This is a genomic window from Kribbella sp. NPDC026596, assembly GCF_040638415.1.
Lineage (GTDB): Bacteria > Actinomycetota > Actinomycetes > Propionibacteriales > Kribbellaceae > Kribbella.
Window position 1 is genome coordinate 1 of sequence record NZ_JBEZYF010000064.1, and the last position, 16,338, is coordinate 16,338.

Annotated in this window: 14 protein-coding genes, 1 pseudogene and 1 riboswitch; of the genes and pseudogenes, 9 read left to right on the forward strand and 6 right to left on the reverse strand. The window is 68.9% G+C overall.

All coding sequences use genetic code 11. The annotated features are described in order from the left end of the window. Positions 1–47: 47 nt before the first annotated feature. The 4 genes from AB0E63_RS36255 to AB0E63_RS36270 all read right to left on the reverse strand — a co-directional run bounded on the left by AB0E63_RS36255 (position 48) and on the right by AB0E63_RS36270 (position 4,473). Positions 48–566 carry a general stress protein gene (locus AB0E63_RS36255; protein WP_360376253.1) on the reverse strand — a complete coding sequence of 173 codons (519 nt, stop codon included), beginning with the start codon at positions 564–566 and terminating at the stop codon, positions 48–50. A 76-nt stretch (positions 567–642) separates the two neighbouring features. After that, positions 643–1,755: a PQQ-dependent sugar dehydrogenase gene (locus tag AB0E63_RS36260; RefSeq protein ID WP_360376255.1), complete on the reverse strand. Its 1,113-nt coding sequence runs from the start codon at positions 1,753–1,755 to the stop codon at positions 643–645. A 55-nt stretch (positions 1,756–1,810) separates the two neighbouring features. Beyond that, on the reverse strand, positions 1,811–3,097 hold the full coding sequence (locus tag AB0E63_RS36265) for a cyclopropane-fatty-acyl-phospholipid synthase family protein (protein WP_360376257.1): 1,287 nt from the start codon (positions 3,095–3,097) through the stop codon (positions 1,811–1,813). Next, positions 3,094–4,473 (reverse strand): FAD-binding oxidoreductase, encoded by a 1,380-nt coding sequence (locus tag AB0E63_RS36270; protein WP_360376260.1) that lies wholly within the window; start codon positions 4,471–4,473, stop codon positions 3,094–3,096. Before AB0E63_RS36270 ends, AB0E63_RS36265 begins: the two co-directional genes overlap by 4 nt. 75 nt (positions 4,474–4,548) lie before the next feature. Here AB0E63_RS36270 and AB0E63_RS36275 point away from each other — a divergent pair, with 75 nt between their 5' ends. The 5 genes from AB0E63_RS36275 (at position 4,549) to AB0E63_RS36295 (ending at position 9,512) form a co-directional block, all read left to right on the forward strand. Continuing rightward, the gene (locus tag AB0E63_RS36275; protein WP_360376262.1) at positions 4,549–5,481 is read left to right on the forward strand and encodes a 2-hydroxyacid dehydrogenase; all 933 of its coding nucleotides are present in this window, start codon (positions 4,549–4,551) and stop codon (positions 5,479–5,481) included. Positions 5,482–5,494: 13 nt separating this feature from the next. After that, the gene (locus AB0E63_RS36280; RefSeq protein WP_360376265.1) at positions 5,495–6,589 is read left to right on the forward strand and encodes an exo-alpha-sialidase; all 1,095 of its coding nucleotides are present in this window, start codon (positions 5,495–5,497) and stop codon (positions 6,587–6,589) included. Beyond that, positions 6,586–6,849, forward strand: a complete 264-nt coding sequence (locus tag AB0E63_RS36285) for a MoaD/ThiS family protein (RefSeq protein WP_360376267.1) — start codon at positions 6,586–6,588, stop codon at positions 6,847–6,849. The genes AB0E63_RS36280 and AB0E63_RS36285 overlap by 4 nt, the downstream gene beginning before the upstream one ends. Positions 6,850–6,907: 58 nt before the next feature. Next, on the forward strand, positions 6,908–7,084 hold the full coding sequence (locus AB0E63_RS36290; protein WP_360376269.1) for an AAA family ATPase: 177 nt from the start codon (positions 6,908–6,910) through the stop codon (positions 7,082–7,084). A 178-nt stretch (positions 7,085–7,262) separates the two neighbouring features. Next, positions 7,263–9,512: an MMPL family transporter gene (locus tag AB0E63_RS36295; RefSeq protein WP_360376272.1), complete on the forward strand. Its 2,250-nt coding sequence runs from the start codon at positions 7,263–7,265 to the stop codon at positions 9,510–9,512. Here AB0E63_RS36295 and AB0E63_RS36300 read toward each other — a convergent pair. Both AB0E63_RS36300 and AB0E63_RS36305 read right to left on the reverse strand, forming a co-directional pair. After that, entirely contained in the window at positions 9,509–10,420 is a 912-nt protein-coding gene (locus AB0E63_RS36300) for a 5-aminoimidazole-4-carboxamide ribonucleotide transformylase (protein ID WP_360376275.1), read from the reverse strand. The genes AB0E63_RS36295 and AB0E63_RS36300 overlap by 4 nt on opposite strands. A gap of 16 nt (positions 10,421–10,436) precedes the next feature. Further along, a riboswitch (ZMP/ZTP riboswitch) is annotated at positions 10,437–10,519 on the reverse strand. Positions 10,520–10,521: 2 nt separating this feature from the next. Then, entirely contained in the window at positions 10,522–10,893 is a 372-nt protein-coding gene (locus AB0E63_RS36305) for a nuclear transport factor 2 family protein (RefSeq protein ID WP_360376277.1), read from the reverse strand. Positions 10,894–10,929: 36 nt separating this feature from the next. Between AB0E63_RS36305 and ilvD the strand changes: the two genes are divergently transcribed. The 4 genes and pseudogenes from ilvD (at position 10,930) to ilvC (ending at position 16,336) form a co-directional block, all read left to right on the forward strand. Beyond that, positions 10,930–12,597, forward strand: coding sequence for a dihydroxy-acid dehydratase (gene ilvD / locus AB0E63_RS36310; protein WP_360376280.1), 1,668 nt, complete (start codon positions 10,930–10,932; stop codon positions 12,595–12,597). A 280-nt stretch (positions 12,598–12,877) separates the two neighbouring features. Next, positions 12,878–14,626, forward strand: a complete 1,749-nt coding sequence (locus AB0E63_RS36315; protein WP_360376282.1) for an acetolactate synthase large subunit — start codon at positions 12,878–12,880, stop codon at positions 14,624–14,626. Continuing rightward, positions 14,626–15,129 (forward strand): annotated as a pseudogene (gene ilvN / locus AB0E63_RS36320) (acetolactate synthase small subunit); the annotation flags it as partial. The gene AB0E63_RS36315 and the pseudogene ilvN, both read left to right, overlap by 1 nt. A gap of 187 nt (positions 15,130–15,316) precedes the next feature. Next, positions 15,317–16,336 carry a ketol-acid reductoisomerase gene (ilvC, locus tag AB0E63_RS36325; protein ID WP_360376372.1) on the forward strand — a complete coding sequence of 340 codons (1,020 nt, stop codon included), beginning with the start codon at positions 15,317–15,319 and terminating at the stop codon, positions 16,334–16,336. The last annotated feature ends 2 nt before the right edge of the window (positions 16,337–16,338 follow it).

Sequence of the window (16,338 nt, forward strand, 5' to 3'; positions counted from 1 at the left end):
GCCGACTCGATCAAGGACATCTCGATGCGCCTGGGCCCGGCGCAGTTTCAGGCCGCGTCCTTGTGCGGTGCCTCTGCGATGACCTCGCGCTCGACGCGGCCGTCATCGATATCCGTGGCGTCCGCGAGCAAGGTCTGGGCCACCGACAGTTCCTCGGGTGGGCAGCGGACCTCGAAGTGGGTTGGTACGACCTCGGTCGTGATCGCGTCGGGCCGGTTCCGGACGAGTCCCCGGAACAACCCCCACAGCCCGCCGATCAGAACGCCGTACACGAAGCCCCACACGACGACGGCCAGGCCGGTCAGCGTGGTCTCGGCCACGAGCGTGATGAAGACCGCCGCCAGTACGCCGAGCAGCGCGCCCTGGAGCGCCCCGACGCCGGTGAGTCGCGCGACCGGGATGACCTGATGTCTCTCCGCCTGCCGGAGTTCGGCGCCGACCACCTCCAGGCTCCCAGCGTCCATCCCGTAACTTCGCAGGTACCCGACCGTCCGCTGAGCATCCTCGAAGCTGCTCACCGAAGCGATCACACTGCTGGGGACAACGGGCACCTGGCCGGTCCGCATACCAATCTCCTCCTCTGGTCGTCATGGGGTTCTCCCCACAAGTACCAGACGGCCGAAGCTTCTAAACGGTTGGCACTCAGCGGCTGATCGTCACGCGCAGGATCCGGTCGTCGCCATCCCGGGTGTCACCGCGGCCGTCGGTGTTCGACGTGGTCAGCCACAGCGAGCCGTCCGGCGCCACCTCGACGGTGCGCAATCGCCCGTACTGGTTGGTGAAGAACGCCTGCGGCTCACCGACTCGCTTGCCATTGGCAACGGGAATGGCCCAGAGCCGCTGCCCCCGCAGCGACGCCATGAAGACGTGCCCCTGGGCGAACGCGATCCCGGACGGCGAGGCGTCGGAGGTGTGCCACTGGGCGATCGGGTCGGTCATCCCGTCCAGCTCGCTGATCCCCTCGGCGGCCGGCCAGCCGTAGTTCGCGCCGGGCGTGATCGCGTTCAGCTCGTCCCACGTGTTCTGGCCGAACTCGGCGGCGTACAACTGGTTGCCGTCGAACGCGAGGCCCTGCACGTTCCGGTGGCCCTTGGTGATCCAGACACGTCCGTCCGGGTTGCCCGGCGCGGCCTTCCCGTCCGTGGTGATGCGCAGGATCTTCCCGCCCAGCGACCCGTCGTCCTGCGAGTTGGGCCGATCCGCGCCGTCGCCGGTACCGGCGTACAGATAGCCGTCAGGCCCGAACCGCAGCCGGCCGCCGTTGTGGATCGCGGCGGCCGGGATCCCCTCGAGGATCACCTGCTGGTCGGACAACCGACCGTCCTGGTACGTGATCCGGGCGATCCGGTTGTCGTCGCCGCCGGAGTAGTACGCGTAGATGTACGGCCGCCCCGGATACCCAGGATCGACGGCCAACCCCAGCAGCCCACCCTCGGAGGATGCGTTCACGTCATCCACCTCGCCGACGTCACTCACCTGCCCGTCGGCGATCCGCTTCACCTTCCCCGAGTCCCGCTCCGCCACCAGAGCAGTCTTGTCAGGCAGAAACGCCAGCCCCCATGGCACCTCGATCCCCGTCGCCACAGTCGAAGCCACCGCCAGCTTCACCGACACCTGCCCGCCGGCCGTCGTAGAGCTGGCCGGCGCGGACGTAGTCTGCGAAGCCGGCGCGTCGTCGGAGCACCCGGCCACCAACGCCAACGCCGTCAACACGACCGCGGCGCCACCCCGTTGCCTGACCTTGGTCCCGCCCACGCCGTCTCCTCCGGTAGTCCTGTAGGTACTACTACACCGCGGACCGCCAAATGGTTCAGCCGAGCCAGGTGGGGCGGAGGGGGATGTGGGCGTTGGCCTGGTCGTCGAGTTTTACGGCGAGGATCTGGTGAAGTTGGGTGTTGTTGCGTTCGAAGCCGACGCGGCAGGCGGCCAGGTAGAGGCCCCAGATCTTGGCGGTGGCGTGGCCGACCTCGGCGACGGCCTCGTCCCAGTGGGCGACGAGGTTGTCGGACCAGGCGGCCAGGGTGAGGGCGTAGTGCTCGCGAAGGTTCTCCTCGTGGCGGACCTCGAAGCCGGCGTCCTGCGCCTCGGCGATGATGCGGCCGGAGCCGATCAGTTCGCCGTCGGGGAAGATGTAGCGGTCGATGAACGCGCCGGTCGAGCGGTACCGGTTGTCGGGCCGCGTGATGCTGTGGTTCAGCAGCCGGCCGCCGGGCTTCAGCCGGTCGAGCAGGAAACCGAAGTACGACGGGTAGTTGCGGACGCCGATGTGTTCGGTCAGGCCGATCGAGCTGATCGCGTCGAAGTCCCGCTCCGCCACGTCGCGGTAGTCGAGGAACCGCACCTCGGCCCGGTCCTCCAGCCCTTCCCGCCTGATCGCGGCGGCAGCCCACTCGGCCTGCGCCGCCGACAACGTGACGCCGAGCGCGGTCACGCCGTACTCGCGGGCCGCGTGCCGGACCATGCCACCCCAGCCGCAGCCGACGTCGAGCAACCGCATCCCCGGCTTGAGGTCCAGCTTCCGCGCGACCAGGTCGTACTTCTCGTACTGCGCCTGCTCCAGCGACGCGTCCGTGGACGTGTAGACGGCGCAGGTGTAGGTCATCGACGGCCCGAGGATCCACTCGTAGAACGCGTTCGACACGTCGTAGTGGTGGTGGATCGCCGCCTTGTCCCGCGACTTCGAGTGCCGCAGCCCTTCGAACGTACGACGCCACTTCGGCAGGTGCTCCTGCGGCGGGGGAGGCGGGGGCTTCAGGTGACTCCAGCCGAGCCCGCGGACGATCCGGAGCGCCTCCGACGGCGTCGGGCGCTCGAAGTGCAGCTGGTTGAGCATCATCCGCATCAGGTTGTACGGGTTGCCCGGGTGGGCACCGGTGATCTCCAGGTCGCCCATCACGTACGCGCGGACCAGCCCGAGGTCACCGGGCGCCGTGAGTACGTAGGACAGACCACGCTCGGAGGCCAGATGCATGTGGATCGGCGAGTCCTCCGGGCCGGTCGCGCTGCCGTCGTACGCCGTGAACCGGAACGGGAGACCGCCGGGAGTCACGGTCGTCAGTGCGTCAGCGATAGAAACCTGGGTCGCGAGCGTCGTCATCGGCGCGTCACCGCCTTCTCGTAGAGCCCGGTCAGCCGGGCGTTCGGGTCGTAGCGTTTCTTCACCTCGGTCAGGGCCGGGACGTTGTAGAGCCGGTCGAAGGTGGCTCGGTCGTAGTAAGCGTCGGAGTACAGCGATTTGTGCCCGCCGAAATCGGTCACCGCCGTCTCGATGTGCCGGTTCACATCACCGTCCGCGGCGCCGGGAGCGATCGGCACAGTGCCCCAGAAGCCCACATTCACGTAGGTCCGGCCGGGCTGGAGCGGGTACAGCGGCCAGGCTGCCGACCCGCGCAGCCGCAGGGGACACAGCCACACCGGCCGCATTCCCACGTGCGCGTCGAACCAGCGCAGGAACCCCGCCAACCGGTCGACCGGGATCTCCACATCCTGGACAACGCGTTCACGATCCGGCTGGCCGCGGCGCCGGTTGATCCGCGCCGCGAACTGGTGCCGGTTCTCGAAGCCCACGATCTTGTGGAACACGTCACTGCGCCGCCAGCGGCGCGGCCACAGCCGTCGTACCAACGGCTTCTGGGCGCCGAACGCGGCCGAGCACCAGAACCAGTCGGTGTCCCAGCGCCACAGGTAGTCGTGCGCGGTGAGGAAATCCTTCTGCCGGTGCTGGATCGAGCGGTAGTAGATCTGCTGCCCGGTGTAGTCGCTGGTCCGGACGGCGGCGTCGCTGTTGCGGCCGAGGGTCAGGTAGGCCTCCGTCGGGCTGAACGCGACCCCGTCGACGAAGTGCACCGGCTCCCCGTCGTACGTGCCGGAGGCAACGATCTCGTCGATCGCCGGCGCCAGCTGGTCCAGGCCCAGGCGGACGTGCCGCAGAGCGACGTACGGCGAGATGCGGTCGAGCTCGATCTTCAGCCGGGTCGCGTAGCCGAGGGTGCCGTAGGAGTTCGGGAACATCCGGAACAGGTCCGCGTGCTCGCCCTCGGGCCGCGCGGTGACGACGTCGCCCGCGCCGGTGAGGATGTCGAGCTCGAGCACGGACTCGTGCGGCAGGCCGGCCCGGAACGACGACGACTCGATACCGAGCCCGGTCACCGCGCCGCCGAGGGTGATCGTCTTCAGCTGTGGCACGACCATCGGAGTCAGCCCGTGCGGGAGGGTCGCCGCGACCAGGTCCTCGTACGTGCACATGCCCTGCACGTCCGCGGTCCGGGCGGCCGGATCGACGCTGATCACCCCGGTCAGCTTCGACACGTCCAAGCCCGGGCGCTCGACCTCGGCCCGCGGCCGGAAGAGATTCGAACTGCGCTTCGCCAGCCGAACGGGCTCGCCTGCGGGAATGCGCTGATACGACTCCCGCAACCCCCCTACGGCTTGATCATGCTCGAGTGTCGCCGCCAGATCCGATGTCGAAGGCACCAATCCAGAGTACGACGACGCCCACCGTCTGGCACGGGAGTTCAAACTGTCCGCCCAGCCGAGTAGGTTCGGGGCATGGCTGATGTGGTGAAGGCATGGCTGCCCTGGGAGGACCCCGGTACCTTCCTCGACGGGTTGCCCGCGGGCTTCGACGTCGACTTCTTCGACGGTGGCGAGCTGCCGGCGTCGATCGGCGAGGTGGAGTTCTACGTGCCCGGCTACATGGGCGGCCAGAAGGTCGCCGAGGTGGTTCGGGAGATGCCCGCGCTGAAAGTGGTGCAGCTCCAAACAGCCGGCTTCGAGAATGTGCTGCCATACCTGGCCGAGGGCGTGACCTTGTGCAATGCCCGCGGGGTGCACGACGCTTCCACGGCCGAGCTCGCGGTCGGCCTGATCCTCGCGTCGTACCGTCGCCTGCCGCGAGCCGTGCGCAACCAGGAGCGGCAGACCTGGCCCTCGTCGTACGACGAGATCGACGACTCGCTCGCGGATCGCACGGTGCTGATCCTCGGGTACGGGTCGATCGGGGAGGCGCTGGAGCGGCGGCTGAGCGGGTTCGAGTGTGACGTGATCCGGGTCGCGCGGCGGGCGCGGGACGGCGTGCATCCGATCTCTGAGCTGCCGGAGCTGCTGCCGCGGGCGGATGTCGTCGTACTGCTGACGCCGGCGACGCCGGAGACCACGGGGATGGTGGACGCGAAGTTCCTGGCCCGGCTGAAGGACGGCGCCCTGCTGGTGAACGTCGCGCGCGGTGTCGTGGTGGATACCGAGGCGTTGCTGGCCGAGCTGGGCACGGGCCGGATCAGCGCCGCGCTGGATGTGACCGACCCCGAGCCGTTGCCTGCCGGACATCCGCTGTGGTCAGCTCCGAACGTGCTGATCAATCCGCACCGCGGGGGTGCCTCGACGGCGTTCGCGCCGCGGGTGGCCCGGCTGGTGCGCGCACAGCTGGAGCGCTACTCGGCAGGAGAACCGTTGATCAATGTGGTGGCGGGACCGCCACGCTAGGAGGAGGACAAGGATGTCCGAGGCCGTACTGCTGATCGGAACCAAGAAGGGGCTCTGGATCGGCCGGAGCGATGCCGCCCGGCAGAAGTGGGCGCTGGACGGCCCGGTGCCGGAGTTCGAGATGCAGGGTGTGTACGCCGTCGGGATCGACACCCGCGGTGAGCGGCCGCGGGTGTTCGCCGGCGGGACCAGCGAGCACTGGGGTCCGGCGGTCTTCCACTCCGACGACCTCGGGGCGACCTGGGCCGAGCCGCCGGAAGGGTCCATCGGCTTCCCCTCCGACGCCGAAGCCTCGCTCGAGCGGGTCTGGCAGATCCAGCCCGGTCCGGCTGGGCAGCCTGGCGTCGTGTACGCCGGGACCGAGCCGTCGGCGCTGTGGAAGTCGACCGACGGGGGAGTGACGTTCGAGCTGGTCCGCGGGCTGTGGGACCACCCGCACCGCAAGGAGTGGGGCGCCGGGTTCGGCGGGCAGGCGATCCACACCGTGCTGCCGCACCCGACCGATCCCGATCGGGTCAATGTCGCGATGTCGACCGGTGGGGTCTACCGGACCACCGACGGCGGTACGTCGTGGTCGCCGGCGAACCAGGGGATCCAGGCGAAGTTCTTCCCCGACCCGTATCCGGAGTTCGGCCAGTGTGTGCACAAGCTGGCGGCGCATCCCGACCTACCGGAGCGGATGTTCGCGCAGAACCACCACGGCGTCTATCGATCCGACGACGGCGGGGCGATCTGGAAGTCGATCGCGGACGGATTGCCGTCGGACTTCGGATTCCCGATTGCGGTGCATCCGCACGAGCCCGACACCGTGTACGTGTTCCCGCTGGTCGCGGACGCGAACCGGATCCCCACCGAGGGCAAAAGCCGGGTCTACCGTTCCCGTGACGCCGGGGCGACGTGGGAGCCACTGACCACGGGCCTGCCGGACGTGTCGTACGTACCGGTCCTGCGCGACGCCCTCACCACGGACACGGCCGACCCGGCCGGTGTGTACGTCGGCACCCGCGACGGCTGCGTCTACGCCAGTGCGGACGCGGGCGACACCTGGGTCGAGGTCGCGCGCCACCTGCCCGACGTACTCACGGTTCGCGCCGCGGTGGTCGGATGATCGCCGTCCGCCTGCCGACCGTGCTCCAGCCGTTCGCGTCCGGAGCCGATCGGGTGGAGGTCGACGGCACCACGGTCGGCGAGGTCTTCGCCGCCCTGGAACCCGTCCTGCGGCGCCGACTGACCGACGAACAAGGCGGCCTTCGCCGGCACGTCAACATCTACCTGGGCAACGACAACATCCGCGACCTGAACGGCCTGGACACCAAGCTGACCGACGGCGACGAGCTCCTCATCCTTCCCAGCGTCGCCGGCGGCTGACGACCGGCGAAAAGAAAAGACTGCAGTTTGCCGGCGCGCTTGGTTAGCGTTCGGCGGCATGAGCGAAGTACTTCTCCTGACCGGTGCACCCGGCTCGGGCAAGACGACCGTGGCCGCACTCGTCGCCGCAGCCGCGGCCCGCCCGCCGCACGCGCTCGACACCAGCCGGTTGGACGCCGCGAGTACGGCGGAGGCCGTCCGGGAGACGGTGCGGTCCGGGCGGGTTCGCCTGTGAGGACAGGGGGTTGGGCAAACGTTTGAGGGCCGTTGGCAACTGAGTGCGATGGGCCGGTGGCGGAGGGCGTGCACCGGGATCGAAGGGTTGTGACGGGGTCAGGCCCGGCTTACTGTCGGGCGGAGGAGCCGACGGCTCGGCCGTCGCCTGGGGGGCGCCTGGCGGAGGGGGCGCCTTCATGCATGCGTTTCTCGATCGGCTCGGCCGGGGGGCCGCTCGCCATCACTGGTTCGTGATCGCGGGCTGGCTGGTTCTGGTCGTCGGGCTGTTCGTGCTCCGGTCGGCCTTCGGCGGCACCTACGTCAACAACTACACGGTGCCGGGCAGCGAGTCCTCGGCCGGTCTGAACCTGCTGAACAAGGACTTCGCCAAGGCAGGCGGCTACTCGGGCTCGATCGTCTTCCACTCGACGTCCGGAACGGTGTCCGCGCAGGCCGACGCGGTCAAGACCACGATGGCCGATGTCGGCAAACTGCCCGACGTCGTCTCGGCCACCGACCCGCTCGCGACCAACCAGACGGCGTACATCTCCAAGGACGGGACGATCGTCAACGCACCGGTCTCGTTCTCCGTGGTGCCGGCCTCGCTCGACAAGAGCTACCTCGACTCGCTGAACGCCGCGGTCCAGCCGGCCCGGTCCGCCGGGCTCCAGGTCGAGTTCGGTGGCGGCGCGGGCCAGATCGGCAAACAGGCCGACGATGCGCTCTCGGAGGCGATCGGCCTCGCGCTCGCGTTGCTGTTGCTGTTCTTGATGTTCCGCTCGATCGTGGCTTCGGGACTGCCGCTGGTCGCCGCGGTCTTCAGCGTGGGCGGCGGTTTGGCAATCCTCGGCCTGCTCGCGGCCGTGAAGGACTTCCCGGTCTCGGCGCCGACTGTCGCCACCCTGCTCGGCCTCGGCGTGGCGATCGACTACGGCTTGTTCCTGGTGTCGCGCCATCGCGAACAGCTGGACGACGGCATGGGCGTCGAGCAATCGGTCGGCCGCGCCGAGTCGACGTCCGGCGCGGCGATCCTGGTCGCGGGCGGGACGGTCGTCATCGCGATCCTCGGCCTCTACGTCTCCGGCGTACCGTTCGTCGGTGCCCTCGGTCTCTCGTCGGCCATCGTCGTCGCGTTCACCGTCCTCGCCGCCCTGACGCTCATTCCGGCCCTGCTCGGCCTGGCGAAGCTCCTTGTCCTGAACCGGAAGGACCGCCACCACCTGGCCGAGGAGCGCGAGCTCGAGGCCGGACTCCCGGACGAGCAGGCCGTCGCGGAGCACCGAGCCGACGAGCGCGAGCGGCGCGATCTCAAGCACGAGCAGAGCGCCTTCGCCCGGTGGGGACGCAAGGTGAGCGACCGGCCCTGGCCGTACGGCATCGTCGCCACCCTGGTGCTGCTGATTCTCGCCATCCCGCTGTTCTCGATGAATCTGGGCCAGCTCGATGCGGGCACCGATCCGGCCGGGGACTCGAGCCGGAAGGCGTACGACCTGGTCGCGCAAGGGTTCGGACCGGGCGCCAACGGTCCGCTGACGGTCGTCGTACAGCTCCCGTCCGGCAGCGCGAGCGACAACCAGACCCTGCTGACCGGACTCACCTCCACGCTGCAGAAGACCCCCGGCGTTGCGGCCGTACAGCCCGCGAGCACGAACCAAGCCGGTACGACGGCGATCATCACCGTCATTCCGACCACCTCGCCGTCGTCGGCGGACACCGAGGATCTGGTCAACCGGATCCGCGACGACGTACTCGCGGGGCAGAACGAGCCCACGTACGTCGTCGGCACCACCGCCGGGTACGTCGACTTCACCGAGAAGGTGGCCGGCCGGATGCTGTGGCTGATCGGCGCGGTCGTCCTGCTGGCCTTCCTGCTGCTCACGGTCGCCTTCCGCTCGCTGCTGATCGGGGTCAAGGCCGCGGTCCTCAACCTGCTGTCGGTCGGCGCCGCGTACGGCGTGATCGTCGCGGTCTTCCAGTGGGGCTGGGGATCCTCCCTGGTCGGCATCGACGAGAAGGTGCCGATCCCGTCGTTCGTCCCGATGCTGATGTTCGCGATCGTGTTCGGGCTGTCGATGGACTACGAGGTCTTCCTGCTGTCCCGCGTCCACGAGGCCTGGCTGGTGACGAAGGACAGCCATCGCGCCGTGGCCATCGGGATCGGCGCGACGGCCCGGGTGATCACGACCGCGGCGGCGATCATGATCGTGGTGTTCCTGAGCTTCGTCCTCGACGACGACCCGACCGTGAAGATGCTCGCGGTCGGCATGGCCGTCGCGGTCCTGATCGACGCCAGCATCGTCCGGATGATCCTCGTCCCGTCGGTGATGACGCTGCTCGGCGACCGGGCCTGGTGGCTGCCGAAGTGGCTCGACCGGATCGTCCCGGACATCCAACTCGAAGGCGGTCCGGCCCCCGAAGCCAAGCCCCGCGAGACCTCCCCGGTCTAGTGACGAAACAGGCGTACGCCGGTCGGTGACCAGCTGATCCCACGCTCGGCGCACGCCGCCGCGACCTCGTCCGACCGGATCGAGCCGCCGGGCTCGGCGATGTGCGTGACGCCGTGCCGGTGCGCTTCCTCGATGTTGTCGACGAACGGAAGCGCGCCGTCGGACGCCATCGAGACGCCGGTCAACGGTTCCGTCGAGTGCCGGGCCCACCACGCCTGAGCCTTCTCGCCGGCCAGTCGTGTGCAGTCCACGCGCGACTGCTGCCCGGCACCGACGCCAATCGTCATGCCGTCCTTCACCATCACCACAGTGTTCGACTGGGTGTAACGGGCGACGATCAACCCCAGCACCAAGTCCCGCCCCGCGGCCTCCGGCACCGCCGGATCCAGCAGCTCACGAGTCAGCGGTACGTCGTCCCGCCGCTGCGTCAGCCGCAGTCCGTAGAACTCGCGGACCTCCGCCGCCGGCGGCTCGAACGCCGGGTCGGCCTCCAGCACCAGGAAGCTCCCACGCTTCTTCGCCGCCAAGGTCCCGACCACGCCTTCGTCGTACCCAGGCGCGATGATCCCGTCCGACACGACGCGCTTGAGCACCCCGGCGAGCTCCGCGTCGACCGGATGCGAGACCGCGACAAAGTCGCCGTACGACGACTTCGGATCGGGATCGCGAGCGCGGAGATAGGCCGCGCTCACCGACGAGCCCAACGCCGCCCCAGCCGGCGACACATGCTTGTACGACGCAGCCGCCGGCATCCCGAACGCCTCCGCACCCTCGCGCACGAGCTGCCACCCGGTGAGCGCATCCAGCACGTTGATGTACGACGGCTGGCCAGAGACCACCGTGAACGGAGCGCGCGGCCCAGTCGCCACCATGTCCGCGGTCTGATGTGGATTCATCCCATAACGCATCAAGCACCTCCGAGATCGGAGGCGCCCAGGCGGACGACGCCTTGCTGGTTGATTCCGCTCCCCGGTGGTACTCCACCCTCGCCAGTCGCGGTGATCCCAGCCTAGTCCCGCCAGCTGCCGGTCCAGTCGTAGAGCGGTGCGGTGGTCGCGTACTCACGCAGATACACGATCCGATCCCCGTCGAGCCGCGCGACAGTCGAGCCGTCGAACGCCCCCGGCGAGCCCTTCCACGTGCACTCGAAATGCCACTCGACGACCAGCACCTCACCTGCGGTCGCCGACGAGGTGATCTGCCACCCGTCGACCGTCCCGCCGGCTCCGAACCAAGCCTTCATCCACTGCTCGACCCGCGCTCGGCCGCGATAGACAGGTCCGTAGCACTCGATCACAACGCAGTCGTCGGTCAACGTCTCCAGCACGGCCGGGATGTCATGCCGCCGCCATCCGTCGATGTAAGCCTCGAGTCGGTTCACCTGGCACAGCGTAGGCAACCGAATAGAGTGAGCGGCATGGTCGATGTGAAGCCTCGTAGCCGGACAGTGACCGATGGCCTGGAAGCCACCGCCAGCCGAGGGATGCTCCGGGCGGTGGGGATGGGGGACGACGACTGGGCGAAGCCGCAGGTCGGGGTCGCCTCGAGCTGGAACGAGATCACCCCGTGCAACCTGTCCCTGGACCGGCTCGCGAAGGCGGTCAAGGAAGGCGTGCACGCGGCCGGCGGCTATCCGCTCGAGTTCGGCACGATCAGCGTGTCCGACGGCATCTCGATGGGCCACGTCGGCATGCACTACTCACTCGTCAGCCGCGAGATCATCGCCGACTCGGTCGAGACCGTGATGGAGGCCGAGCGACTCGACGGCTCGGTGCTGCTGGCCGGTTGCGACAAGTCGCTGCCCGGCATGCTGATGGCCGCGGCCCGGCTCGACCTGGCGTCGGTGTTCCTGTACGCCGGGTCGATCATGCCGGGCAAGCTCGGCGACAAGGACGTCACGATCATCGACGCGTTCGAGGCGGTCGGCGCGTGTGTTCGCGGCCTGATCACCCAGGACGAGGTCGACGCGGTCGAGCGCGCGATCTGCCCCGGTGAGGGCGCCTGCGGCGGGATGTACACCGCCAACACGATGGCCGCTTCCGCCGAAGCACTCGGGATGTCGCTGCCGGGCTCGGCCGCCCCGCCCGCGGTCGACCGTCGCCGCGATGGCTACGCCCGCAAGTCCGGCGAGGCCGCGGTCGGCCTGCTGCGGAAGGGGATCACGGCCCGCCAGATCCTCACCAAGGAGGCCTTCGAGAACGCCATCGCCGTCGTGATGGCGCTCGGCGGCTCGACGAACGCCGTACTGCATCTGCTCGCGATCGCCCGCGAGGCCGAGGTCGACCTGACGCTGGCCGACTTCAACCGGATCGGCGACCGGGTCCCGCACCTCGGCGACCTGAAACCGTTCGGCCGCTACGTGATGACCGACGTCGACCGCGTCGGCGGTATCCCGGTGGTCATGCGGGCACTCCTCGACGCCGGCCTGCTGCACGGCGACTGCCTGACGGTCACCGGCAAGACGATGGCCGAGAACCTCGCCGACATCGCACCGCCCGACGTCGACGGCACGATCATCCGCGCGCTCGACAAGCCGATCCACGGCACCGGCGGCATCACGATCCTGCACGGCTCGCTCGCGCCGGAGGGCGCGGTGGTGAAGAGCGCCGGCTTCGACTCGGACGTGTTCGAGGGTACGGCGCGAGTCTTCGACGGCGAACGCGCCGCGATGGACGCAGTCCCCGAGTTGAACCCCGGCGACGTCGTCGTGATCCGGTACGAAGGCCCCAAGGGCGGCCCCGGCATGCGCGAGATGCTCGCGGTGACCGGCGCGATCAAGGGCGCGGGCCTCGGCAAGGACGTCCTGCTCCTCACCGACGGCCGCTTCTCCGGCGGTACGACGGGACTCTGCGTGGGACACGTGGCCCCCGAAGCGGTCGACGGCGGCCCGATCGCGTTCGTCCGGGACGGCGACCGGATCACCCTCGACGTGAAGAACCGGACCCTCGATCTCCACGTCACCGAAGAGGAACTCGAACGCCGCAAGCAGGGCTGGACCCCGAAGGCCCCGGCGATCACCAAGGGGGTCCTCGGCAAGTACACCCGCCTGGTCCGTTCGGCCTCCGAAGGTGCGGTCTGCATCTAAAGACAGTCATCTCATCAAATGAGACAGCTTGGTGCTGAACTTGACCCGGTCGCGGGCCGGAGGCGAATAATGCCTACATGCGATCGATTCTCCTCGTACTTGTGCGGCGCGCCGACTGACGCGACCACCGAGTCGAGCGCGCCCCTTCAGCCAACCGGCGGAAGGGGTTTTTTGTTGCCAGGGCGACTATCTGAGACCCAGAGAAGACCTGAAGACAACCACAAGCGAGGATGGATCGGTCGCGACAGTCAAATCGTGACAGGACATAGGGAAGGCACTCATGAGTGAGCAGCTGACCGGGGCACAGGCTCTGATCCGTGCACTGGAACATGCCGGAGTGGACACCGTCTTCGGCATTCCGGGTGGCGCGATCCTCCCGGCGTACGACCCGATGCTCGACTCGACCCAGATCCGCCACATCCTGGTACGTCACGAGCAGGGCGCCGGCCACGCCGCCCAGGGGTATGCCTCCGCGTCCGGCAAGACCGGCGTGTGTATGGCGACCTCCGGCCCCGGCGCGACGAACCTGGTGACGCCGATCGCCGACGCGTACATGGACTCGGTCCCGCTGGTCGCGATCACCGGGCAGGTCGCCAGCGCCGCGATCGGTACGGACGCCTTCCAGGAGGCCGACATCCGCGGCATCACGATGCCGATCACCAAGCACAACTTCCTGGTCAACGACCCGAACGACATCGCCACCACGGTGGCCGAGGCGTTCCACATCGCCTCCACCGGCCGGCCCGGCCCGGTGCTCGTCGACGTGACCAAGGACGCGATGCAGGCCAAGGTCGACTTCCAGTGGCCGACCGAGCTCTCGCTGCCCGGCTACCGGCCGGTGACCCGCCCGCACCCCAAGCAGGTGCGCGAGGCGGCCCGGCTGATCGCGGCCGCCGAGAAGCCGGTGCTGTACGTCGGCGGCGGCGTGATCCGGGCCCGGGCCACCGCCGAGTTGAAGGAGCTCGCGGAACTCCTCGGCATCCCCGTGGTCACCACGCTGATGGCCCGCGGCGCGCTGCCCGACACCCACGAGTTGCACTTCGGCATGCCAGGTATGCACGGCACGGTGTCCGCCGTCGGCGCCCTCCAGAGGTCTGATCTCCTGATTTGTCTCGGTGCCCGCTTCGACGACCGGGTGACCGGCCGCCTCGACTCGTTCGCCCCTGACGCGAAGGTCATCCACGCCGACATCGACCCGGCCGAGATCGGCAAGAACCGCGCCGCCGACGTGCCGATCGTCGGTGACTGCAAGGAGGTCATCACCGACCTGGTCGCCGCAATGCGCACCGAGATCGCGAACGCCGGCCGGACCCCGTCGTACGACGCCTGGCGGCACCAGTTGGAGGCGGTCCGCGCCAAGTACCCGGTCGCGTACGACGAACCCGAGGACGGCACGCTGTCCCCGCAGTACGTGATCGAGCGGATCGGCAAGATCGCCGGCCCGGACGCCGTCTACACCGCGGGCGTCGGCCAGCACCAGATGTGGGCCGCGCACTACCTGCCGTTCGAGAAGCCGGGCCACTGGCTGAACTCCGGCGGCCTCGGCACCATGGGGTACGCCGTGCCGGCCGCGATGGGAGCCAAGGTCGCGCGCCCGGACAAGACCGTGTGGGCGATCGACGGTGACGGCTGCTTCCAGATGACCAACCAGGAGCTGGTCACCTGCGCGCTCGAGGGCATCCCGATCAAGGTCGCCGTGATCAACAACCAGTCGCTGGGAATGGTCCGGCAGTGGCAGACGCTGTTCTACGACAAGCGCTACTCCAACACCGACCTGCACTCGACCCAGATCCCGGACTTCGCCAAGCTGGCCGAGGCGATGGGCGGCGTCGGGCTGCGCTGCTCCGACAAGGATTCGGTCGACGCCACCATCGACAAGGCGATGTCGGTCACCGACCAGCCGGTCGTGGTCGACTTCGTCGTGCACCGCGACGCGATGGTCTGGCCGATGGTCGCGGCCGGCACCAGCAACGACGACATCCAGATCGCCCGCGACATGGCGCCCAAGTGGGACAGCGAGGAACTCTGATGAGCAAGCACACATTGTCGATCTTGGTCGAGAACAAGCATGGTGTGCTGGCCCGCGTCGCGGCGCTGATCTCGCGCCGGGGGTTCAACATCGACTCCCTCGCGGTCGGTCCGACCGAGCACCCCGAGGTTTCCCGGATGACCATCGCGGTCAGCGTGGACGAGCAGCCTTTGGAGCAGATCACCAAGCAGCTCAACAAGCTGGTGAACGTGATCAAGATCGTCGAGCTCGAGCCCAGCCAGACCGTTCAGCGGGAATTGCTGCTGGTGAAGGTCAAGGCCGACACCCTGACCAGGGGACAGGTGCTGGAAACCGTCCAGCTGTTCCGTGCGAAGGTGGTGGACGTGGCTCCGGACGCGATCACGATCGAGGCGACCGGCAATCCCGAGAAACTCGAGGCCATGCTCCGGGTGCTGGAACCCTTCGGCGTCCGCGAGCTGGTGCAGTCCGGCATGGTGGCGATCGGCCGGGGCAGTCGCTCCATCTCCGACCGCACCCTGCGGCCGGTCCCGGTGCCACCGCCGCATGTCGCCTCGGGCACCCCGAACGTGCAGGCGCAACCCGCCGACCGAGCGCACCACCCGGTCCCGGCACCACCGCCGGGCCGACCCGTGGCACCGGCCCGCCACGCCTGAACGCCGTACCGACAACACACAGAATCCGAGGAGAAGAGCCCCAGTGGCAGCAGAAATGTTCTACGACGACAACGCCGACCTGTCGGTGATCCAGGGCCGCCACGTGGCCGTGCTCGGCTACGGCTCCCAGGGCCACGCCCACGCGCTGTCGCTGCGTGACTCCGGCGTCGACGTCCGGGTCGGCCTGCCCGAGGGCTCGAAGAGCCGGGCCAAGGCCGAGGCCCAGGGCCTGCGGGTCCTCACCCCGGCCGAGGCGGTCGAGGAGGCCGACGTCATCGTCGTCCTCGCGCCGGACCCGGCCCAGCGCAAGCTCTACACCGAGGCCATCGAGCCGAACCTGGTCGACGGCGACGCGCTCGTCTTCGGTCACGGCTTCAACATCCGGTTCGGCTACATCAAGCCGCCGGCCGGTGTGGACGTGTTCATGGTCGCCCCGAAGGGCCCGGGCCACCTGGTCCGCCGTGAGTACACCGAGGGTCGCGGCGTACCCGTGCTGGTAGCGGTCGAGCAGGACGCCACCGGCAAGGCGTGGGACCTGGCGCTCTCGTACGCCAAGGGCATCGGTGGCCTGCGGGCCGGCGGGATCAAGACCACCTTCACCGAGGAGACCGAGACCGACCTGTTCGGTGAGCAGGCCGTCCTCTGTGGTGGCGTCTCCGCGCTGATCCAGAACGGGTTCGAGGTGCTGACCGAGGCCGGCTACCAGCCCGAGGTCGCGTACTTCGAGTGCCTGCACGAGCTCAAGCTGATCGTCGACCTGATCTACGAAGGCGGCATCGCCAAGCAGCGCTGGTCGGTCTCCGACACCGCCGAGTACGGCGACTACGTGTCCGGCCCGCGGATCATCGACGCGTCGGTCAAGCAGCGCATGAAGGAGGTCCTCGGCGACATCACCGACGGCACCTTCGCGGCCCGCTTCATCGCCGACCAGGACGCCGGAGCGCCGGAGTTCGCCGAGTTCCGCAAGCAGAGCGAGTCCCACCCGATCGAGGCCGTGGGTAAGGAACTGCGCGGCCTGATGGCGTGGGTCAAGTCCCACGACGACGACTACGTCGAGGGCACCTCAGCCCGCTGACG